23 protein-coding genes and 1 pseudogene are annotated in these 19,094 nt (G+C 45.0%); 14 read left to right on the forward strand and 10 right to left on the reverse strand.

The window, feature by feature from the left end; genetic code table 11:
* Positions 1-116: 116 nt before the first annotated feature.
* Positions 117-626, reverse strand: a complete 510-nt coding sequence (locus D1B31_RS05240; RefSeq protein ID WP_118919704.1) for a DoxX family protein — start codon at positions 624-626, stop codon at positions 117-119.
* Between the two features lie 183 nt (positions 627-809).
* Entirely contained in the window at positions 810-1,007 is a 198-nt protein-coding gene (locus D1B31_RS24115; protein WP_118919705.1) for a hypothetical protein, read from the reverse strand.
* Between the two features lie 72 nt (positions 1,008-1,079).
* Here D1B31_RS24115 and D1B31_RS05250 point away from each other — a divergent pair, with 72 nt between their 5' ends.
* Complete coding sequence (locus tag D1B31_RS05250) at positions 1,080-1,844, forward strand: thermonuclease family protein (protein WP_118919706.1); 765 nt, start codon at positions 1,080-1,082, stop codon at positions 1,842-1,844.
* 73 nt (positions 1,845-1,917) lie between these two features.
* On the opposite strand, the gene mntR is transcribed toward D1B31_RS05250, so the two are convergent.
* The 3 genes from mntR to D1B31_RS24120 all read right to left on the reverse strand — a co-directional run bounded on the left by mntR (position 1,918) and on the right by D1B31_RS24120 (position 5,621).
* A complete protein-coding gene (gene mntR, locus D1B31_RS05255) occupies positions 1,918-2,349 on the reverse strand; it encodes a transcriptional regulator MntR (RefSeq protein WP_118919707.1) in 432 nt (143 codons plus the stop codon).
* Between the two features lie 900 nt (positions 2,350-3,249).
* Positions 3,250-5,088, reverse strand: coding sequence for a M6 family metalloprotease domain-containing protein (locus D1B31_RS05260; RefSeq protein WP_118919708.1), 1,839 nt, complete (start codon positions 5,086-5,088; stop codon positions 3,250-3,252).
* A gap of 389 nt (positions 5,089-5,477) precedes the next feature.
* The gene (locus D1B31_RS24120) at positions 5,478-5,621 is read right to left on the reverse strand and encodes a hypothetical protein (protein ID WP_158587470.1); all 144 of its coding nucleotides are present in this window, start codon (positions 5,619-5,621) and stop codon (positions 5,478-5,480) included.
* A 327-nt stretch (positions 5,622-5,948) separates the two neighbouring features.
* Between D1B31_RS24120 and D1B31_RS05265 the strand changes: the two genes are divergently transcribed.
* Both D1B31_RS05265 and D1B31_RS05270 read left to right on the forward strand, forming a co-directional pair.
* Positions 5,949-6,884: an NAD(P)H-dependent flavin oxidoreductase gene (locus tag D1B31_RS05265; protein WP_192894740.1), complete on the forward strand. Its 936-nt coding sequence runs from the start codon at positions 5,949-5,951 to the stop codon at positions 6,882-6,884.
* A gap of 86 nt (positions 6,885-6,970) precedes the next feature.
* Complete coding sequence (locus D1B31_RS05270; protein WP_118919710.1) at positions 6,971-7,642, forward strand: hypothetical protein; 672 nt, start codon at positions 6,971-6,973, stop codon at positions 7,640-7,642.
* Between the two features lie 98 nt (positions 7,643-7,740).
* Here the strand turns inward: D1B31_RS05270 and D1B31_RS05275 are convergent, their stop codons facing one another.
* Together D1B31_RS05275 and D1B31_RS05280 are read right to left on the reverse strand one after the other, a co-directional pair.
* Positions 7,741-7,875: a BA3454 family stress response protein gene (locus tag D1B31_RS05275; protein WP_118919711.1), complete on the reverse strand. Its 135-nt coding sequence runs from the start codon at positions 7,873-7,875 to the stop codon at positions 7,741-7,743.
* A 422-nt stretch (positions 7,876-8,297) separates the two neighbouring features.
* Positions 8,298-8,528, reverse strand: a complete 231-nt coding sequence (locus tag D1B31_RS05280; protein WP_118919712.1) for a hypothetical protein — start codon at positions 8,526-8,528, stop codon at positions 8,298-8,300.
* A gap of 221 nt (positions 8,529-8,749) precedes the next feature.
* Between D1B31_RS05280 and D1B31_RS05285 the strand changes: the two genes are divergently transcribed.
* From D1B31_RS05285 to D1B31_RS05325, 9 genes and pseudogenes are all read left to right on the forward strand, one after another.
* Positions 8,750-9,478: an SDR family NAD(P)-dependent oxidoreductase gene (locus D1B31_RS05285; protein WP_118919713.1), complete on the forward strand. Its 729-nt coding sequence runs from the start codon at positions 8,750-8,752 to the stop codon at positions 9,476-9,478.
* Positions 9,475-10,494: an S-adenosylmethionine:tRNA ribosyltransferase-isomerase gene (locus D1B31_RS05290; protein ID WP_118919714.1), complete on the forward strand. Its 1,020-nt coding sequence runs from the start codon at positions 9,475-9,477 to the stop codon at positions 10,492-10,494. Before D1B31_RS05285 ends, D1B31_RS05290 begins: the two co-directional genes overlap by 4 nt.
* A gap of 9 nt (positions 10,495-10,503) precedes the next feature.
* Positions 10,504-10,866 carry a VOC family protein gene (locus tag D1B31_RS05295; protein WP_118919715.1) on the forward strand — a complete coding sequence of 121 codons (363 nt, stop codon included), beginning with the start codon at positions 10,504-10,506 and terminating at the stop codon, positions 10,864-10,866.
* A gap of 175 nt (positions 10,867-11,041) precedes the next feature.
* Positions 11,042-12,271: an MFS transporter gene (locus D1B31_RS05300; protein ID WP_118919716.1), complete on the forward strand. Its 1,230-nt coding sequence runs from the start codon at positions 11,042-11,044 to the stop codon at positions 12,269-12,271.
* A 16-nt stretch (positions 12,272-12,287) separates the two neighbouring features.
* On the forward strand, positions 12,288-12,530 hold the full coding sequence (locus D1B31_RS05305) for a DUF2164 domain-containing protein (RefSeq protein ID WP_118919717.1): 243 nt from the start codon (positions 12,288-12,290) through the stop codon (positions 12,528-12,530).
* Positions 12,531-12,539: 9 nt separating this feature from the next.
* A pseudogene (locus D1B31_RS05310) lies at positions 12,540-12,637 on the forward strand (multidrug resistance efflux transporter family protein); the annotation flags it as partial.
* Between the two features lie 147 nt (positions 12,638-12,784).
* Positions 12,785-13,705, forward strand: coding sequence for an oxidoreductase (locus D1B31_RS05315; protein WP_118919718.1), 921 nt, complete (start codon positions 12,785-12,787; stop codon positions 13,703-13,705).
* A gap of 136 nt (positions 13,706-13,841) precedes the next feature.
* Positions 13,842-14,309, forward strand: coding sequence for a CBS domain-containing protein (locus D1B31_RS05320; RefSeq protein ID WP_118919719.1), 468 nt, complete (start codon positions 13,842-13,844; stop codon positions 14,307-14,309).
* Between the two features lie 44 nt (positions 14,310-14,353).
* Entirely contained in the window at positions 14,354-15,442 is a 1,089-nt protein-coding gene (locus D1B31_RS05325) for a metallophosphoesterase (protein ID WP_118919720.1), read from the forward strand.
* A 77-nt stretch (positions 15,443-15,519) separates the two neighbouring features.
* Here D1B31_RS05325 and D1B31_RS24125 read toward each other — a convergent pair whose 3' ends face one another.
* The 3 genes from D1B31_RS24125 to D1B31_RS05335 all read right to left on the reverse strand — a co-directional run bounded on the left by D1B31_RS24125 (position 15,520) and on the right by D1B31_RS05335 (position 17,558).
* Entirely contained in the window at positions 15,520-15,678 is a 159-nt protein-coding gene (locus tag D1B31_RS24125) for a hypothetical protein (RefSeq protein ID WP_158587471.1), read from the reverse strand.
* 72 nt (positions 15,679-15,750) lie between these two features.
* Positions 15,751-15,987 (reverse strand): transcriptional regulator SplA domain-containing protein, encoded by a 237-nt coding sequence (locus D1B31_RS05330; protein ID WP_118919721.1) that lies wholly within the window; start codon positions 15,985-15,987, stop codon positions 15,751-15,753.
* 92 nt (positions 15,988-16,079) lie between these two features.
* On the reverse strand, positions 16,080-17,558 hold the full coding sequence (locus D1B31_RS05335) for an alkaline phosphatase family protein (protein WP_118919972.1): 1,479 nt from the start codon (positions 17,556-17,558) through the stop codon (positions 16,080-16,082).
* A gap of 192 nt (positions 17,559-17,750) precedes the next feature.
* Here D1B31_RS05335 and D1B31_RS05340 point away from each other — a divergent pair, with 192 nt between their 5' ends.
* Positions 17,751-18,497 carry an endonuclease/exonuclease/phosphatase family protein gene (locus D1B31_RS05340; protein WP_118919973.1) on the forward strand — a complete coding sequence of 249 codons (747 nt, stop codon included), beginning with the start codon at positions 17,751-17,753 and terminating at the stop codon, positions 18,495-18,497.
* Between the two features lie 33 nt (positions 18,498-18,530).
* Positions 18,531-19,088, forward strand: coding sequence for a YkoP family protein (locus tag D1B31_RS05345; RefSeq protein ID WP_118919722.1), 558 nt, complete (start codon positions 18,531-18,533; stop codon positions 19,086-19,088).
* The last annotated feature ends 6 nt before the right edge of the window (positions 19,089-19,094 follow it).

Below are 19,094 nucleotides of genomic sequence, written 5' to 3' on the forward strand. Positions count from 1 at the left end.
AGAAAATTTGAAGTGGGAGGAGAACATAAATAAAACCCCTTCAGGAAAACAAGCCCGGGGGAGGTGGGCTATTTTCCCAGAAGGGGTTTTTTATAGTATTGACTGCTTTTTTTTGTTTATGCAAGATTTTTTGCTGTTTCTTTACTCTTGAACACTGTTTTGCGAATGAATGGGATGACCCAGCGGTCTAAACCATAACGGCCAGCATTGTACCCGGCGAACAGAATGATCGCGCCAAGGAAAATGTCTGTCGGGTTATGGGAGACAGTGCCCGCAAGCATAAAGCTGAAGTTCATTACAAGGCCAAAGAACATGGCCGCAGTAGTCAAACAGCCGAGAATAAGTCCAAGCCCGACAAGGAATTCGCCAAGCGGAATGATCGTATTGAAAATGTCCGCATTGGGGATTGCAAAGCTATTCAGGAAATCTACATACCAGCCGTAAACTGCTGCACCGTCCGGGCCTTTCACAGGGTTTGCTACCGCGCCTTTCAAAAATCCAGATGCGTCAAAGCCGCCAGTTAATTTATGATAGCCTGCAGTCAACCAAGAATAACCAAGATAAAGACGAAGAACCGTAAGAATGCCAGCTGCGATTTTGTTGTTTCTTAAAAAGTTTACAATCATTTTATTTCACTCCTTGTGGGTTATTAATCTTTCTATGGTTAAAATATATCATTTAATTTTTTCGATGAGTGAGTTTTGTCACCCATTTCACAAAGCTGTAAAAATGTTTTGAACAAATTATGACTAGCAAGAAATGACTAGTTGCTTAGCCGTTAAGTACTACCTAAACCATCTTTGGAATAGTCATGTTTGGGTAGAGGATTGCTTCCGTTTCTTAAACAAGCAGGAAAGGTCTGATTTTGCTACTATATAGGTTGAAATAGATATTTTCTTTTTAAGGTGAATCTTGGTTGATTTGCGCTTCAGGCACTTCGCTTTCTGCGGGGTCCCCACCTTGCCGCCGCATCCCGCAGGAGTCTTCGTGCCTTCCGCTTCAATCAACCATCTTCCTTGCCTAATTTATTAAAAAATTAATTTCAACCAATATAGAAACGTTAGAAATGTGAGGTCATTATGAGAAACAAGAGAATACAAAGCCTTATTTTGCTCCTGCTCAGTTTGTTTTTGATAGCGGGGTGCACGGTTTCAAAGCAGTCGCCAGAAACAGGAAAGGTTCCAGCAGCGCTGGAACCAGTGAACGGGCGCATCCCCGCAGAGGTCATAAGGAATGTGGACGGGGATACCGTTGTTATTAAACTTGAAGGAAGGGAAGAAACGGTCAGGCTGCTATGTGTAGATACGCCCGAAACCCAGCATCCTCGATTGGGCGTCCAGCCATTCGGCCCGGAAGCCTCCGATTTTGCAAAAAAGGTCTTGCATCCGGGCAAGAAAATTGAGGTCGAGCCGGGAGTGAATTGGGGCAGGGACAAGTATGGAAGATTGCTTGCCTACATCTATGTCGAAGGCGAAATGTTCAACGAAATGCTTCTTGAAAAAGGCTTGGCAAGAGTCGCTTATGTTTATCCGCCAAACACTAAATATGTCGATCAGTTTTACGAAATTCAGGATCAGGCGAAAAAAGCAGAGGCGGGGATTTGGTCGATCGAGAATTACTCGACGGAGGATGGGTTTCAATCCGAAGCAGCACAAAAGCCTGGCGCAGTAAAGAACGGAGGAGGGAAACAAACTGCCTGCTTCGGCAAAATTAAAGGCAATCCCAACTCAAAAATATATCATGTTCCAGGCGGTTCATACTATCATACAAAAATTAAGGAGATTATTTGGTTTTGCTCAGAAAAAGAGGCAGAGAAGGCGGGCTACCGGAAATCGAAAAGGTGACGCTTGGCTTTTGAATGCGCCTAGGCAATAGGCCCGACACAAATAAGCAAGCTGGTGCTTAGCCAGCTTGTTTTTAAGTTTCATTTTCACTTTCAGTCTTTTCCTGGATTTCTTTCAGTCTGGAGAGAAGCGTGGGATCGCCCTGGAGTAGCTGGACTAGGTCGCCAATCCGGTCGATTGCGTTCCAGCTTAAATGATGTTCAATCCCTTCAACATCATCATAAATATTTTCCTCTTCCACTCCAATCAAGTTTAAAAAAAGCTCAAGCAAGTCATGCCTGTAAACAAGCCGCTTGCCAATTTTTTTGCCTTTCGGCGTCAAGGTGAGGCCCCGGTATTTTTCATAAATAAGATAATTATCTTTATCAAGCTTTTGAACCATTTTTGTGACAGCTGAGGGCTGTACAGACAAATTGCCCGCGATATCCGATACTCGCGCATAGCCTTTCTGTTCAATCAGCAAATAAATCTGTTCTATGTAATCTTCCATGCTCGGTGTAGGCATCTTCTTCCCACTTTCATACACATACTATCTATTATTATATAAGACTGTATTGGCTGTTACAAGGATTCGGCCGGCGGTGACTGATTAAAGAACAAAACCCATTTAGTTTTCAATCAACACCAACTTGAGTGAAACCCGCTAAGGTTGTCACGCAAAGAACGGATGAGTGACAATAATCAGCGAAAAATCAGCTTGGTTGTCACGCAAAGCATGGTTGAGTGACAACAATCAGGTAAAACCCGCTACGGTTGTCACGCAAAGCATGGATGAGTGACAACAATCAAGAAAAAACCGCTTAGGTTGTCACGCAAAGCACGGATGAGTGACAACAATCAGGAAAAACCCGCTACGGTTGTCACGCAAAGCATGGATGAGTGACAACAATCTGGAAAAACCCGCTAAGATTGTCACGCAAAGCATGGATGAGTGACAACAATCAGCGAAAAATCAGCTTGGTTGTCACGCAAAGCATGGTTGAGTGACAACAATCAAGAAAAAACCGCTTAGGTTGTCACGCAAAGCACGGATGAGTGACAACAATCTGGAAAAACCCGCTACGGTTGTCACGCAAAGCACGGATGAGTGACAACAATCTGGAAAAACTCGCTTAGGTTGTCACACATAGCACGGATGAGTGACAACAATCTGGAAAAACTCGCTTAGGTTGTCACGCAAAGCACGGATGAGTGACAACAATCAAGAAAAACCCGCTAAGCTTGTCACGCAAAGCACGGATGAGTGACAACAATCAAGAAAAACCCGCTTAGGTTGTCACGCAAAGCACGAATGAGTGACAACAATCAAGAAAAACCCGCTAAGGTTGTCACGCAACACGGCTTGAGCGGTAAACGACAAAAAAACCGGGTCCCAGAAAATATGGGACCCGGCATTATACAACACTTATTTTTTTGAGCTGTCGGCATTGTAGAAGAACTTGGCGGTAATGGAACCGTCGGCATTCTGCTTAATATCTGTTACATGGATTCCGGAATCAGCAGGAGTATTGCTTAAGCCTTTCCAGAAGTAGTAGGAGCCAGTGTGGACATTTCCGGAAACAGGAGTCAGCTTGTCGCCGGTTTTGAAGAAGTCACCGGAATCTCCGCGGTTCACATTCTTTTCAAGGTCGTACTTGCCATCTTTCTGGAGAACAGACAGGCCGTAATGCGTCACAACTGTTCCGTCGCTTGCTTTTTCGGACTGATTGTATTGGAAGCGCTTGTTCATCCAGTTTTCGACGTTGTTCGGGCGGAACCCGGCTGTCTGGTACAGGCTAATGATATTTTCGTCCACATGCCATGCCAAGAGGCCTTGGGAATCCTTGCCCTGGCGGATCAGTCCTTCGTTAAAGCCGCTTTGCTGAACGTTTTCGAATAGGAAGTATTCCGTTCCATTGGAACCAGGAACGTCCATTTTCACAATCGCATTGTCCTCATTCGCTTTATCAACAGGCGGAAGGGTGATTGTCTGAACGCCATCTTCAGGTTTCACTTCTTTCGGATTAACCCACCCTAGGAATACCTTCGAGAATGGATCGAAGTGGGTAGGCGAGTTGCCGGAGAATTGTGGAGCATCCGGATAACGCATCCAGGAACCGCCAGACATCATCGAATAGTTACCGGTACCTTCAGACGAATAAACTGTGTCATAGAAGTCAGGCAAGCCAAGGGCATGGCCGAATTCGTGCGCATAAACACCAGTCTGGGCAGGGAATGGACCGTCTTTTAGTTCGTCCTTGTACGTATCTGTCGCTGCATCGTAACCGGCGACGTTTCCGCCGATACCGGGCTGAATGTTGTAGTTGTTCACAATCACGCCGTCATACGTCATGTCTTCTGCAATTGTCTTATTCATCCATTCTGCCTGTGGCATACTTGCATGAACATCAGCCGGTTTGCCAGTTTCGTAGTACTTGCCATAATAAAGCGCGCTCAGCAAGTTCCACTTATGGGACCACCATTGAGCAGGATCACGGCTAAACTCAGCACCGGTGCCTTCATGAACGATAAATACATTTGGCACTTCACCATTTTCATCCGCATACTTGGAGAAATCGATTTGGTCGTCAGCAGCTTTCAACAGGTCACGGACAAACTCACCTGTACGCGCGTCACCATTCACATTGCCAAGAACATACTCCCCATTCTCAGCATAGGTGCCATCCTGGTCAAGATAGTAGGAAGCACCTTTTGGCATCTCAATCCATTCCAGTGCGGCATTCTCAAGGTGGACAAGGTTTGTTTTGCCATAGGAAGATTCCTTATAAACATTCTGCATCGTTTTGTTTGTTGGCGCCTTTACGCCATTATGCTCGGCATATTTCGCAAAATAGGGGAGCTCATACGGATTGTACTCCGTGCCAAAAATTAGATCCTCATAGTATTTACCTGGAACCTGGCCTTTCAAGTCGCCCTTTGGCTCATCCTCGTCCTTATATTTTGCCAGGAGAACGAGTACAGGAATATCGCCGCTCGCTTTTTTATAAGCCACATGATTGTCGCCGGCCTGATTGAACTTCTTGCCATTGGCAATCTTCTCGGCCGGATCCGATTTGGAAACCTCGAACCCTTCCTTTTTGGCCCTGTCAGCGAGCTCAGGGGAGGCACTCGTATAATGAGCAAGACTTAATTGATATGTATTATCTGAATTCGCCTCAGTCCCGCTTGGCGCCTGAAAGCCGGCGAAACCAATGCTGCCGGCCAATGTCAATGCCAGCGCTGATTTTGAAAGAACCTTTAACAAAAACACCACTCCTTTACTTTGATACTCAAAATATATCAGAATAGTTTGTAAACATACATCCGACTTTTACATCAATTTCAAAAATTAGAAAAAATGAAACATTTCACAAAATAGACACAAAAGTGAAACTATTCTACTGATAAAAAGTTTATTTTTGGAAAAAGATTGGAATGATATGGGTTAAAAGAACTACAAGAAGAGGGGGAATGCAGAAAAAATATAGGGTTAAAAAAGGGGAGTTTCATCAAACACGAAAAAAGGTGCAAACAATCCTGTTCGCACCTTTCTTCTTATTCCGCTACTAGCGGAACCATTCCCTTTGTCCCGAAAACTTCAGGACTTACAACTTCCACGGCTTAGGTAACAATTTGCACGGGGTCTAATCGATTTTAAATATATCGGTTATAGACGAGTGTGCCTTTCGACACCTCTGCAAATGTCCCTTCACCACTTGCAAGCCCAAGAACTAACCTTTGAGTCGCTGTTACTTTCAATGCGTACCAGTCCCTCCTGTTTTGTTTTTGGTCTTGCATTATCTATATACCTCGTACACACCTGATTAAACGATATTTTTAAAAAACCCTACTGGCAAAATGAACCATGTTTGCGAAAAGAAAACAATTACTCAGGGACGCAGATGCCTGCAAAGATTCAGAGTGTAAATAGGGAAAACAGTCTCAGTTCAAATTCATTTTTGCCGAAAAAGGAAGGCTGAAAACAAAATGTTATCAGCTATTAGTATCTGGTGATAATTATCACAGTATTTTCATTTTCACAGGTATACAATAGAAAAAAGGCTTCTATTTTGAATAAAGAAAAGAGGAATTAACTTGAAACTTCCACAATTAAAAATCGGCCATATGGTTTCAAAATACCCAATTATCCAAGGTGGGATGGGCGTCGGCATATCGTTAAGCGGTCTAGCTTCTGCGGTGGCAGCTGTTGGAGGGATCGGAATCATTTCCGGAACCGGCATCACAACCGATGAACTCCGTTTCCATATTAGAAGGGCGCGCGAGCTGTCAAAAGGCAAAGGCTATATTGGCGTGAATGTTTTATTTGCTGTGAATGATTTTGCTGAACAAATGAAAGCCGCTCTTGAAGAAAAGGTCGACTTTATTATTTCTGGCGCCGGCATTTCCCGGGATATGTATGCATGGGGGAAAGAAGCCGGTATTCCCGTGTTGAGTATCGTTTCATCCGCAAAACTTGCCAGGCTGTCACAAAGGCTCGGCGCTTCCGCTGTTGTAGTCGAAGGGTTTGAAGCGGGGGGCCATTTAGGGACAGACCGTCCAATGTTCGATATTTTGCCTGAAGTTGTCGAGGCCGTTACGATTCCGGTCATTGCCGCGGGCGGCATTTTGACTGGAGCGGATGTTGCAAAAGCAATCAGTCTCGGTGCATCCGGGGTCCAAATGGGAACACGGTTTGTCGCAAGTGAAGAATGCGATGCCCCGCTTGCGTTTAAGCAAAAATATGTGGAAGCGAAACAAGAAGACATTGTCCTTGTCAAAACAACCGTCGGACTAGAGGGACGGGCGATCCGCAACACTTTCACTGAGATTATTAAGGATGACGGAAAGTTTAAGGTCGCAAAATGCCTTGATTGCCTGAAGTCATGTTCGTACCGTTTTTGCACGATGGATTCGCTCCTTCGTTCATTAAAGGGTGATGTTGATATGGGCCTCGTCTTCGCCGGTGCCCGTGTGGCGGAAATTAAAGATATTTTGCCAGTGAGCGACATCATTGGCAAAATTGCCAAAGAGTATCATTTGGCAACAGAACAAGCAGTTTAATGTACGTTGCTTCATAAATCTGCCAACTCATTATTCGTCTTTATGTGGCATACTAACCCGGAAAACAGCTGAAGGGAAGGATGCTTATGTCAATGGAATGGTTTGATCGGGTTAGCTCGGAACTGCAGGAACACCTGGAGTCGATTTGTGAGAAATATGACCAGGCAGGGCAGATGTCAGTCGAACGCAGTTCTAGGCACCCGCGAATTGAATTTTTTGTTGAGACTGACGAAGAAGGCGGGCGTGATTATTTTTGCACGCTTTTCTTTGACCCGCATAATGAAGAATTTTATATTGAAGGCTATGACCTTGACCTTGAGCAGCCGGCAAGAACGATTTTGCCCGATATAGACAACATCATTGATGCCGTCCATGAAAGCTTCCATGAGTATATGAACGGTGATGATGAATATGAAGACAATGGACTCGAAGACATTGATGATTTGGTCGATGATGACGATGTTACTGTCATTGCGTATTCGGACGATGAGATATATGAGGAAATCGATGTTGAGTGGGAAACGCCTGAAGTGACGGCATTCCAAATTGACGATGAAGTAGAAGTCACCTACCAATTCGGAGTCGTTCATGGAACTGGTGACGGGGTCCTGCGCCGGGTAAACCGATTATGGACAGAGGAAGATGAACTCGTTAAGGATGAAACAAATTTCATCTTTACTAAAGAAGAGGCGGGCACAATCATCGCGATGATTGCCAGCCATATGGATGCAATGAAGGGGTACGAACTCGACGAATAGCCGTGCAAAATAATAGACGGAGCTGATACTTGGTCTTGGAAGGACTAAGATCAGCTCCGTCTATGGTTTATTTCCATCTGAATTGGCCATGTTCGATATTATTGGGCCCATTGTTTCATTACTTGCTCAAGGGCCTGCCGTTGAATTTCCTCATCACTGGCCTGGGGGGTTGTAATCACATTCGTCATGTAATTTTTCCCGAGGTATTCCACTTTTACGTTTACCTGTACCATTTGTACCATCCTTTCTCACTCAACATACTTTTCTGCAATAACTTCATCTACGATTTATTTACCAACTTTGCATTAGTGGTAAACAACCAACACTTTCCAGTTTATTCGCACAAACAGCATTTATGCCTATGCAGATTGGTGGATTACTTATTTATGACGGATGTTTTGTAAAAAAGTTACAGGGTTTTATAATTTTTTTTTGCGAAGGAGGGAGGCTTTGCAGTGTAGATGAGGTTTATGGGACAGTAAAGCTGCAAACTCCCGGTTTACTGTCTCAAATCTGGCGTTTACGGGACAGTAAAGCCCCAATCTTGCAGTTGATTGTCTCGAATCTAGAATCACGGAGACACTAAAACCTCAAACTCCTAGAGTGCAGTCTCTTAACCAGGCCAAAGAAAAGCCCCCAATTCGGGAGCCACCATTTACGCTTCAACGAGTAGATTCTCTTCCACAAACTTCTGCAAATCCTTTTTCTTAACAGACCGCTTTTTAAACATTGCTTCTGCCGTTTCGACGAGGTGGAGCATGTCAGTGTCCGCCTTTAGTTCACGGAGGTCCGTTTCCCCGTTCAGCAGATCGACTGCCCTAGCCTTCACATTTGAATCATCAGTGGCATGATAAAGAATAAACGCAATACTAGTTACCTTATCCATTTCATCGGCCTCCACTCATAAATTCCTTCACCCTTAGTAGTTTCGCCAAAAAATGTTATTTTCCTTCATTTTTTTGCAAAAAATCTCCAGAAACGATTTTCTTCTCTCAAACTAAAGTCGTAGAAAAAATCAAGCTTCTTTCCGAGGAAACGCTTTCTCCAAACCGATACGATAGAGCCATAGAAACCAACAATAAGCGATTCATGAAAGGGGAAATAAAAATGAACAAGGTGATTATGATTACCGGGGCATCACGAGGATTGGGAAAGGCACTTACGCTTGCTTTCGCTCGGCTGGGGGCAAAGCTGTCCATTTGTGCACGAAACGAAACTGCACTCGAAGAAGTGAAAAATGAGGCCATAAAAGCGGGTGCTGCCGATGTTCTAGCTGTCCAGGCGGATGTTTCCGTCTCGCGCGACGTAGAAAGGTTTGTTGCTCTAACAGAAGAACGGTTCAATCATATTGATGTCCTCATTAATAATGCTTCCATTCTTGGTCCTAGTCCGATGCCGCTGCTTCTCGATTTTCCGGAGCAGGACTTTGAAGAGGTCATAAGAACCAATACATTGAGCCTCTTTCTTGTGACCCGCCGCGTTCTCCCTGTGATGCTGCAAAGGAACAGCGGATCCATTATCAATGTCACTTCGGAGGCTGGAAACACCGGCTATGCCGGCTGGGGAGCATATGGGATTTCAAAGTTTGCCGTGGAAGGTATGACCGAAACATGGGCAGATGAACTGAGTGAAACGGGCGTAAGGGTGAACATGGTCGATCCTGGCGAAATGGATACGGAAATGCACCGGCTGGCCGTGCCGGACTGTGATTATGAACTTGCCGATCCAAATGATGTCGTTCCCGTGTTTCTTTTCCTTGCCTCCGATGAAGCAGCTAACGTCAATGGTGAACGACTTTCAGCACAAGAATTTAATGAAGGGGAACGGAAAGCATGATTGCCGGAAGCATTGCATTCCATCTGCCACTATCACTCAACGCTTCGGCACCGCCGGAACGAAGAGGTGTGCGCCGGGACCATGTCAGAATGATGGTCTTATCAAAAGAAACCGGCCATGCCTGCCATGACCAGTTTTATCATCTGGATCGCTATTTAGCTAGTGGCGATGTCCTTGTCCTGAACAATTCGCGGACAATACCAGCCATCCTTAAAGGGAGGGCTGCATCGACAAGCCTAGAACTGGAAATCAGACTCGCCCGAAAAATCGATGACAGGCGCTGGCATGCGCTTCTCGTCAGCACGGAAGGAGTAAAAGAAGGGGAGACAATCGTATTTTCGGCTCAACTTCAAGGGGTTGTTGAAAAAACCACTCCTGATTCTCCTCTTTCTATGATTCGCTTTTCAAAATCAGGCACAAGCTTATTCAATGAAATTTATTCGATCGGTGAGCCGGTCAGGTATGAATATATAGAAGACCCTTGGGACCTTGATTATTATCAAACGGTGTTCGCTTCCCATCCCGGATCTGTTGAAATGCCGTCAGCCGGTAGGGCGTTCACATGGGAAATGCTCTTTAAATTGCGGAAAAAAGGCGTGAAAATTACATTTATTCAACTCCATACTGGATTAAGCTATTTTCTGAATGACCGCTGGGATCATCATCCTTCAAAAAATACAGAACAATATATTGTCCCCACCGAATCGTGGAACGAGATTATTTCAGCAAAACTGTCCGGCAAAAGAGTCATTGCAGCGGGAACGACAGTTGTGCGAGCACTGGAAACGGCAATAGAAACGAACGAGTTGAGTGGCTGGACAAATTTATACATCCATCCCGGTTATCAACTAAAGGTGGCAGACGGAATCTTAACCGGCCTTCACGAACCAGAAGCAAGCCATCTTGCCATGCTGTCCGCTTTCATTTCTCAAGAAAAACTATGTCAAGCTTATCAGGAGGCTGTGGAAGAAAAGTATCTTTGGCACGAGTTTGGCGATATGAATCTGATTTTATGAGGTGAAACGATGTTCAAATTTCATCACTACGCCATAGAGGCTGCAAACATAAAGGAAGTACTGGACTTTTATCAAAACGTCATGGGGTTTCGGGTGGAAAATAAGGTTCATTTTGACGGGAAAAAGGTTTTGTTTTTAAAGCTCGGGGATTTCCGTCTTGAACTGGTGGAGGATGAAGCTGCGGAGGGAGCCGGCAATATGCATTTATGCTTTGAGATTGATCGGCTCCATCAGGCAATGCAAAGGATGGAGGCGGCGGGGCTTTCAACGATGGAAGGGCCGTATGAGCTTGAAAACGGCTGGCGGACCGTCTTTTATACCGGACCGGCCGGGGAAACGCTTGAGCTGCTGGAGGGAAAGGTGTTGAAATGAGTATGGGAAGCCGATTCCAATGGGACTCGGCTTTTTCTGTGCTTTACAAAGAAGCGCTTCTTTTGCTAAAGTTGGAGAATGCAGATTTTTATGAAAATAATATTTTGGAGGGCAGCCCCATGTGAGCAAATCCTCGTTTTTTATAAATAAAAAATAAATAAAGCGAGGGATCACTATGTCGTTACGGGATGGGCGCGCGAAGTCTTTCCGGTTTCTTTGGGGCGGCCAGATTGTGGCGAATCTTGGCGATGTTGTTTATATCGTCAGTGTCATTAAGCTTGTTTATTCGTTAACTGGTTCGGTCACGTATATGACTTTCGTGCCGTTTACGATAACCTTTTCTGGGTTAATTAGCGGCATGGCTGCACCGATCATCATTAATAAGTATAATCTGAAACACATCCTTTATTATTCACAAATGGGCAAGACCTTCCTGCTGCTCGCGCTGACGATTAGCTCCATCACCAGCTCTACATGGCTATTGCCCGCTGTATTCGTGTTAATTGCGCTGATTTCATTCCTGGATGGATTTGCATCGCCGGCAAGAAATGCAATGATTCCATTTCTTGTTGAGGATGAGAAATTGGTTAAAACAAACAGCCTTGTATCGATTTCAGACCAAATTACCTTGCTCGTCTCTTGGCCAATCGGAAGCATCCTTCTCGTTGCCTGGGGTGTAACCCCTATTCTGTGGATGACTTTTGCGCTTTATACAGCCTCCACCTTGTGCATGGGGCTCATTCAAACGGTTCCTGGCAACAGAAATGAGGCATACCAGCAGCCTATTGAAGCCATCAAGGAAGGCTGGAAGGTGATTTGGAAATCGCCCCAGCTACGGACCATTTCGACCATGAATGTTCTCGAATCGCTCGGGAATGGAGTATGGGTCGCGGCGATCCTGCTTGTGTATGTCAATGAAGTGTTGCATAAAGGGGAGCAGTGGTGGGGATTTATTAACGGCGCTTTTTTTGCCGGGATGTTCCTTGGCGGACTAGTCATTTACCGCTTTTCTGATAAGCTTGAAGCCAATCTTGGACGTTCAATCTCCTGGGCGGCTGGCATCATCATGGGCCTCACTTTTTGGTTTGGCACAACAAGCAGCCCATTAACAGCTTTGGTCATCTGCCTGTTATTCGGATTTCCACAAATGGCCAGGGACGTTGCCGAAACAACGGTCTTTCAGAGGAGTGCCGAAACAAGCCTGCTTGCAAAAGTGTATTCTGCAAGAGGGACGATGATTTATGCCGCGTTCGGACTGTCATCCATCTTGATGGGAATGGTTGCCGAGCATTTTGGAGTCAGGGCTTCCTATCTGCTTGCGACTGTTTTGTTTCTGGCGTCCTTCATCGTTTCCATCCTGAATAAAGCCCACCTGGAAGGGGGCCGGCGAAAAACCGCCGAATAGAAAGAGAGGTACTAAAATGTTCATTCAGTTTTCAAAACAGCAAAAAGAACAGCTCATTGGCGAGATACAGGAGTTTTTTCTGAAAGAAAGAAGCGAAGAGCTGGGCAATCTCGAGTCCGAAGCCATTCTCGAGTTTTTCAAAAGCAAGCTCGGACCATATTATTTTAATGAGGGCATCAAGCACTCAAGGAAAGTTGCAGAGGAAAAAATGGCGCAGCTGGAAGAAGAACTATATTCGCTTGAAAGGCCAATCAGATAGGGGAACGAGCCGATTTGCTTTGCCGCCGCTATTCACCCGAATGGCTCATCGCCGGCACATGGCTCGTAACGATTGTTTCAGGCTCGCTTCTGGCGCCGTTGTTTTATGGCAAACGATTGAGTAATTTCTCTTTTTGGCAAAAAAAGATACAAGTTTCCGTTGTACATTCAGTTCGGCCCCTCTCGAGCAGAGAGGGGTTTATTGCATTCAATAAATCGTTTAGTTTATAGACCAATTTAGAAAGGAAGAGGAAGATGAGCAACGGCTGGACAAAAAATGATATCCCCGACTTGACTGGAAAAAGAGTGGTCATAACTGGCGGGAACAGCGGAATTGGGTTCGAGGCGGCGCATGTCCTTGCAGAAAGAGGCGCTGAGGTCATCCTTGCCTCGAGGAATAAAGGCAGGGCAGAAGCGGCCGTTTCTAAACTTTCTTCAGTCTTACCCAATACACGAATCTCTGTTATGGAGCTTAATTTAAGTGATTTGGCATCAGTCCGCGCGTTTGCAACGGAACTTTGTGGCGCCTATCCATCTTTGGATATCCTAATCAACAACGCGGGAATCATGATGCCGCCTTATGGCCGGACAAAGGATGGTTTTGAAGCGCAGTTTGGGACGAATCATCTCGGCCATTTTGCTTTGACGGGACTTTTGTTGAACCTGTTGAAAAAAACTGCTGATTCGAGGGCTGTGACAATCAGCAGCCTTGCCGCGCATAACGCCACAATCTATTTTGACAACCTTGATGGCTCCAAGTGGTACAAGCCTTATAAATTTTACGGGCAGAGCAAGCTTGCGAATATGCTGTTTGGCAAGGAGCTTGATTACAAGTTCAAAGAGTACGGGTTGGCTGTGAGAAGCATCGTCTGCCATCCGGGCATCACCCATACGAACCTCGCTTCAAGGAACTCCGGTAAAGATATGAACCGACTTTTCCAATTCATATCAGGGGCATTTACGCAGCCAACCGAAATGGGGGCGCTGCCTACACTGTATGCCGCAACAGAGCCAGGCCTGTCAGGCGGGGAATACATCGGCCCGGATGGGAAAAAGAAGCGGAGGGGCAATCCGATGATCGATCCGGTCATCGACAGAATTTTTGATAAAGAGGCAGCCTCAAGGCTATGGTCTGTTTCAGAGGATTTGACGGGTATTACCTTCGATTTCAGCTGAACTTTTGAAAAAAGACTCCCTCAAGATCTTGTATTGACAGCATTTTTCGCGTTAGTGTCCGGCATTTGACATGAACTAGCAAAATTGAAATACTTAAAACATGGTATAACTTTATACAAAGGCTGGTGTGGCAATAATGAAAGTGAAAGAGTTTATGATAACGGATGTAATTAGCGCATCACCTGACATGACGCTCGCGGAGGTCATGGCCCTGTTTGTAGATAAGAAGGTTGGCGGAGTGCCAATTTGTGGGGAAGATGGCGAGCTGCTTGGCATGGTGACTGATGGTGATATTTTAAGGGCGATTCAGCCGATCGACCGGCAAATTTTCGACTTTCTTCTTTATATGGAATATGCCGAAGAGAAAGATGTGAAAAGCAGGCTCGACGACTCAGCAGACAGGACCATCATTTCAATCGCAAAGAAGAAAAATCTTGTGACTGTGTCACCAGAGGACAAAATGGATAAGGCGGTTAAGCTGCTCTCACAGCACCATTTCAAAAAACTGCCCGTCATCGATAAAAACAACCGTGTAGTCGGCGTTATCAGCCGAGGGGACGTTATTCGAAAAATCCAGGCTACGATCCTTAAAGATTTGTCATAATTCAATCAATCGCTTCTACTAATTAGTAAAGGAAAATGCTTTATATGTCTTGGACTGTCGTAGCAGCCATTTCGGCTGCCCTTTTGATTTATTCACTCATTTGTTTTTACATTGGCTATAACGGCTGGGCCTGGCTAAGGTTAAACCGGCCGCTCGCAAAGTACAAGTATCTATACGTCGCACTAATCATATTTCTGTCCCTGTCACTGTTTGCGGGAAGATTCATTCCAATTCCCTTTCTTAGCCTGATTGGTGGCTATTGGATGGTGATTGTCGGCTACAGCCTGATTCTTTTGCCCGTTATTAACCTCGTTGTCTTTTTGTTCAAAAGAAAAGGCATTTATTGGATTGGCGTAGGCGTAATTGCGTTTTATGTGATTATTTTTACCTTCGGAACGTATAATGCTTGGAGTCCTGTTGTCCGTTCTTACGACGTGCAAATCGATAAACCAGCTGAAAGAGGCCAGTTGAAAATCTTAATGGCGTCCGATTTTCATTTGGGTTCCATTGTCGGGAAAAAGCACCTTGACCGGTTTATCGCAATTGCAAATAAAGAGAAACCTGACATCATCTTGATTCCCGGCGATTTAATTGACGATTACATAAAGCCATTTTTAAAGGAGAATATGGGGGAGAGCCTAAATAAACTTCATGCTCCGATGGGCGTATTCGCTGTCTTAGGAAACCATGATTATTATGGGGGAGACAAAGAACAAATTGTGCAGGAAATGGAGAAAGCGGGAATTACAGTCCTTCAGGACGAAGTGATTCTCGTTGATGGCGAACTGACGCTTGTTGGGAGGAAAGACCCTACAGACCGAAGCAGGGCGGCTCTTCCATCGTTTATGGCCGCTGCGGACCTCTCCAAACCTGTCATCATGTTGGACCACCAGCCAATCGCCTTTGATGAAGCGGGGGAGAACGGGGTGGATTTGCTCGTGTCCGGCCACACTCACCGCGGACAGGTTGCTCCGGCCCAGTACATTACGAAAAGAATTTATGAGAATGACTGGGGATATTTGCAAAAAGGGAGTCTCCACTCTGTTGTTTCATCCGGATTCGGTACATGGGGGCCGGCACTAAGGATTGGCACAAGAGCTGAAGCCTTGATCATAAATGTGAAGTTTAAATAGGAGTAGAGGCTGTCTAATGGCAGCCTCTGCCTGTTTTTTTGCAGAGAAAACGCCATCTGAATGGCGTTTTAGAAAAACTATCGGTTATTGTTTTTCCGGCCTTGCTGCTGGCCATTGTTCTGGTTTTCACCTGTCACAGTGTCGACTACATTTTCAATCGCTTGACCAATTCTATCCATAACCCCACCATTATTCTCGCGGTTATTGTTTCCTTGTCGGTTTTTTTGGTTGTCCATACAATCACCTCCCGTTTTAGGATGTGTGTAAAGCTGACAATTATTCACGCTTTTCATCCAAGGGTCCATCTCTTAACTGTAATGGTCGTTAAATGCTTGCTCTGCGGCTTTTTCGGATGCAAAGAGTGCATCGTTATCCTCAATGACATGGAACGTTTCATTCAAGAACAAAGCGAGAGCATTCGGATCCTTAGGATGTTGGACGATTTCAGCAGGGCGGATATTGGCAACCGTAGGGGTATGTGGGTTGTTATAAATAACATATACCTCATCACCGGCTTTGACGTCTTTTGGATCAATCATCTCCATTTGTATTCCCTCCACAAAATTGATTGGCTTGGTTTATTTTTAGCAAATAAGCCAGCCGCTATGCTCCTGAACATCATAACGGACAAACAGCGTTAGTGAAGCAAGGTTAAGATCCATTTCTTTAAATCGACAATTCGCTGATGCTCGGGAAGGAAACGGGTTCCCGTTACAATCATGGGGACAAGCGAGTCCTGGGCGTGAAGTCCGCCATGGCCCGCACCGCCTAGATGCACTGGCGAGCCTTCTCCGGCAAATTCATACCCCGGTCTTGCACTGGCGACGAGAAATTCACCTTCATGAGAGTGGAGGCTGCTGTACAATCTGGCGAGCACATCCGGGAAATCTCCGTAATGAATCTGGTTTTCGTTCATCTTTATATTCAGTATGTCTCCATTTCCTTTAATGAACCAGCTCTGCCCGTATTCGTCCATGAAAGTCCCGCCTCGTTTAAACCTCACTTCACCTTCCACTCCTGCAGAAATCGCGATAATATCGTTGCCATCCTTCCAGGCAATTACCTCAACTCTCTTATCCTTATAAAGTGTTTTGGCCAATGCACGAAGCGGTGCGCCTTCCAAATCAAGTGAATACACGTACGCACTCCGGTCATTCACAGCAAGCACGATTTGGTCTCCATGAAAAGGGCCTTTTCCAGCTCTCATTATTTGAAAGTTTCTTAAAATTCCTCTTAGGTCAATGACTGCCTGCTGCCGTTTTTCATGGACCCAGGCCTGGCCGTTGTCACCCATGACAATCAAAATCACTTCTTCTAAGACTGACTCCCAGTCTCCGAATGAATTGAGTATGGCTTGGATTTGTTGGTCGGATTTTTGGATTCCGATCAAATCCATGCGTCCTTTTTTATGAATCCGTTGATCAAGGTCAGGGAGGTAAACGATAGAAAAGGGAGGAAGGCTATTTGTATTGATGATATGCGCAAACTGCTGTACGGAAGAGGCATCGTTTACTCCTGCCTTTTGCCAGAAGTGCTGGTTCCGGTTTGAGGGATGTATTTTCGATAATCTTCCATATGAAAAAATCCGGGGGGCAAGGACAGGGCGCTTTGTATTCAATTTTGTAAACCTGGAAAGGAATTTCGGCAACTGAAAGTAATGCTCCGAATGACCACGGAAAACCAGGGCATTAATCGAAGCGGTCGCCTTCCCTAACATTTCGGCTTCCTCGTGGATTGTACTCACTTCCCGGCTTATATGAGATTCGTTCAAATTGTAAAGTAAATCATCAATGGCCTGGCTTAAACCAAGTTTCCAAAGCTCTCTATAATGTGTTCCGTAATTCACCAGCCTGTTTTCATTTTTATTGAACCAGACGAGTCCTGGTATTTTATGTTCATTGCAATATGTGCCAGTCAAAAGCGTAGTATCAACATTTACGGACATCGTAGGGAAAGGGGCAACAATTTGCGGCAAATAACTGCCAGTTTCACAGAGAAACTTAAGAGCAGGTGCTTTTCCGCTCGCAATTGCTTCCTGAAGGGGGGCATCCATTAGCGTATCTACAATAATCAATATTATTGGTTTGCTTGTCTCAATTTCTCTGCCCAATTTCATTTCCAAGTTTTATTCTCCTAACAAGACATTTTCTTAGCATTTAATATGTACAGAAAAACCATTTCATAGCCTTACAGCGACAATAAATGGAACTAGGAAAAAATAGTCGTCCTTCATAAAGCCCTTCTAATAGGAAAAGCTAAAAAAGAATTAGAGCGGGAACTGGAAGGTGCGGTTGTGAAATTTAAAGCAATGTCTTTTAACATTCATCATGGCATAGGCACGGACAAGCGTCTTGACTTACAACGAATCGCCAAACTGATCGAAAGCGCCGGACCCGATATCATTGGCCTTAATGAAGTGGACCGATTTTTTTCTGAAAGAAGCCAATTCATGGACCAAGCGAAATGGCTGGCAAAGGAATTAGGGATGGAATATGCATATGGTGCAGCCCTCACAATAGAATCTCCGGACGGGGGAAAGAAGCGACAATTTGGCAATGCCCTCCTTACTCGTTTTCCAATCCAATCTCATCGAAACCATCCTTTTGATTTTTTGCCGAAAGTCATAGAGGACCGCGCTTTATTAGAGGTAAACGTCCGGGTTGATAACAAGGAGTTAGCAGTGTTTGTGACTCATCTTAGTTTGGCGCCTTTTCAGCATAAAAAGCAGGCAGCGTTTATTCTTGGCAAAATCGCGAAAGTAAACGCTCCGGCATTCATAATGGGGGATTGGAATATGACTCCTTCCTCCAGGGCATGGAGAACGGTAACAGCCAGTCTCAATGACGTATGGAGTGAAACAAACAAGGACGGACGTGGTGGAACGTTCCCTTCCAGGCGTCCATTCAGGCGACTGGATTACATTTTTGCCAACGCTTATGTCGAAACCCATGAATGTGAGGTCATAAACGAGGAACCAACCGCTTCAGATCACTTGCCTGTTTTGGCAAACCTATCGATTAGGGAAAGAAGAAACGATTTGCCAGCAGGACAATGAACATTTTTTATTTTGAAAAAAGGGTGTCTAACAATGAAGCAATATATCGTATCCGCATGGGACCTTTTGGATCCGTTCTACTACAGATGCACCAGGCTAACTTACCTGGAGAACCATGACAATATATTCCGGGTGCGCCTGACAAGGTATAAAGGAAGGGAGCTAATCCTTTCAGACGGAGTGAGAATCAGTAAGAATGATCTTCTTGTCAAAATACATTTGCACAATGTCCGGCTTCTAAAAGAAATATATCCATTAAGAAGTGAAATTCGCAAAGCCAAAATGATTTATCAGCATGTGCATCAGTCATTACCGGGAATAGAAGGCTATGTGCGTTCGCATAAACGGTCTGCGGAAATAAAAGGGATTATTGGTATCACGACATTATGTACCGGGAGTGAGCGTTTAGGCTTTGAGGTTTTTGACATCCTTCATCCTGCCTATAAACTGCTTAAGTGGACGGCATTTCTGCCAATTACATTTTTGTCCGCGAATGGTTCGACACTCAGGAAAATGAGCCGGATGCCACCTCCTGGATATCTCGTCATGTCGAAGGATAAACTGCACAGGCTATACAAACAATCCTTTTAAAACCGA

The organism is Neobacillus notoginsengisoli, assembly GCF_003515685.1.
In the GTDB taxonomy this organism is placed as follows: Bacteria; Bacillota; Bacilli; order Bacillales; family Cytobacillaceae; genus Bacillus_D; species Bacillus_D notoginsengisoli.

Excerpts from the sequence above, each read along its gene's own strand:
- D1B31_RS05240 (WP_118919704.1), bottom strand. The coding sequence starts at position 626 with ATGATTGTAAACTTTTTAAGAAACAACAAAATCGCAGCTGGCATTCTT.
- D1B31_RS05250 (WP_118919706.1), top strand. The coding sequence starts at position 1,080 with ATGAGAAACAAGAGAATACAAAGCCTTATTTTGCTCCTGCTCAGTTTG.
- mntR (WP_118919707.1), bottom strand. The coding sequence starts at position 2,349 with ATGCCTACACCGAGCATGGAAGATTACATAGAACAGATTTATTTGCTG.
- D1B31_RS24120 (WP_158587470.1), bottom strand. The coding sequence starts at position 5,621 with ATGCAAGACCAAAAACAAAACAGGAGGGACTGGTACGCATTGAAAGTA.
- D1B31_RS05265 (WP_192894740.1), top strand. The coding sequence starts at position 5,949 with ATGGTTTCAAAATACCCAATTATCCAAGGTGGGATGGGCGTCGGCATA.
- D1B31_RS05270 (WP_118919710.1), top strand. The coding sequence starts at position 6,971 with ATGTCAATGGAATGGTTTGATCGGGTTAGCTCGGAACTGCAGGAACAC.
- D1B31_RS05275 (WP_118919711.1), bottom strand. The coding sequence starts at position 7,875 with ATGGTACAGGTAAACGTAAAAGTGGAATACCTCGGGAAAAATTACATG.
- D1B31_RS05280 (WP_118919712.1), bottom strand. The coding sequence starts at position 8,528 with ATGGATAAGGTAACTAGTATTGCGTTTATTCTTTATCATGCCACTGAT.
- D1B31_RS05285 (WP_118919713.1), top strand. The coding sequence starts at position 8,750 with ATGAACAAGGTGATTATGATTACCGGGGCATCACGAGGATTGGGAAAG.
- D1B31_RS05290 (WP_118919714.1), top strand. The coding sequence starts at position 9,475 with ATGATTGCCGGAAGCATTGCATTCCATCTGCCACTATCACTCAACGCT.
- D1B31_RS05295 (WP_118919715.1), top strand. The coding sequence starts at position 10,504 with ATGTTCAAATTTCATCACTACGCCATAGAGGCTGCAAACATAAAGGAA.
- D1B31_RS05300 (WP_118919716.1), top strand. The coding sequence starts at position 11,042 with ATGTCGTTACGGGATGGGCGCGCGAAGTCTTTCCGGTTTCTTTGGGGC.
- D1B31_RS05305 (WP_118919717.1), top strand. The coding sequence starts at position 12,288 with ATGTTCATTCAGTTTTCAAAACAGCAAAAAGAACAGCTCATTGGCGAG.
- D1B31_RS05315 (WP_118919718.1), top strand. The coding sequence starts at position 12,785 with ATGAGCAACGGCTGGACAAAAAATGATATCCCCGACTTGACTGGAAAA.
- D1B31_RS05320 (WP_118919719.1), top strand. The coding sequence starts at position 13,842 with ATGAAAGTGAAAGAGTTTATGATAACGGATGTAATTAGCGCATCACCT.
- D1B31_RS05325 (WP_118919720.1), top strand. The coding sequence starts at position 14,354 with ATGTCTTGGACTGTCGTAGCAGCCATTTCGGCTGCCCTTTTGATTTAT.
- D1B31_RS24125 (WP_158587471.1), bottom strand. The coding sequence starts at position 15,678 with ATGGACAACCAAAAAAACCGACAAGGAAACAATAACCGCGAGAATAAT.
- D1B31_RS05330 (WP_118919721.1), bottom strand. The coding sequence starts at position 15,987 with ATGGAGATGATTGATCCAAAAGACGTCAAAGCCGGTGATGAGGTATAT.
- D1B31_RS05335 (WP_118919972.1), bottom strand. The coding sequence starts at position 17,558 with ATGAAATTGGGCAGAGAAATTGAGACAAGCAAACCAATAATATTGATT.
- D1B31_RS05340 (WP_118919973.1), top strand. The coding sequence starts at position 17,751 with ATGTCTTTTAACATTCATCATGGCATAGGCACGGACAAGCGTCTTGAC.
- D1B31_RS05345 (WP_118919722.1), top strand. The coding sequence starts at position 18,531 with ATGAAGCAATATATCGTATCCGCATGGGACCTTTTGGATCCGTTCTAC.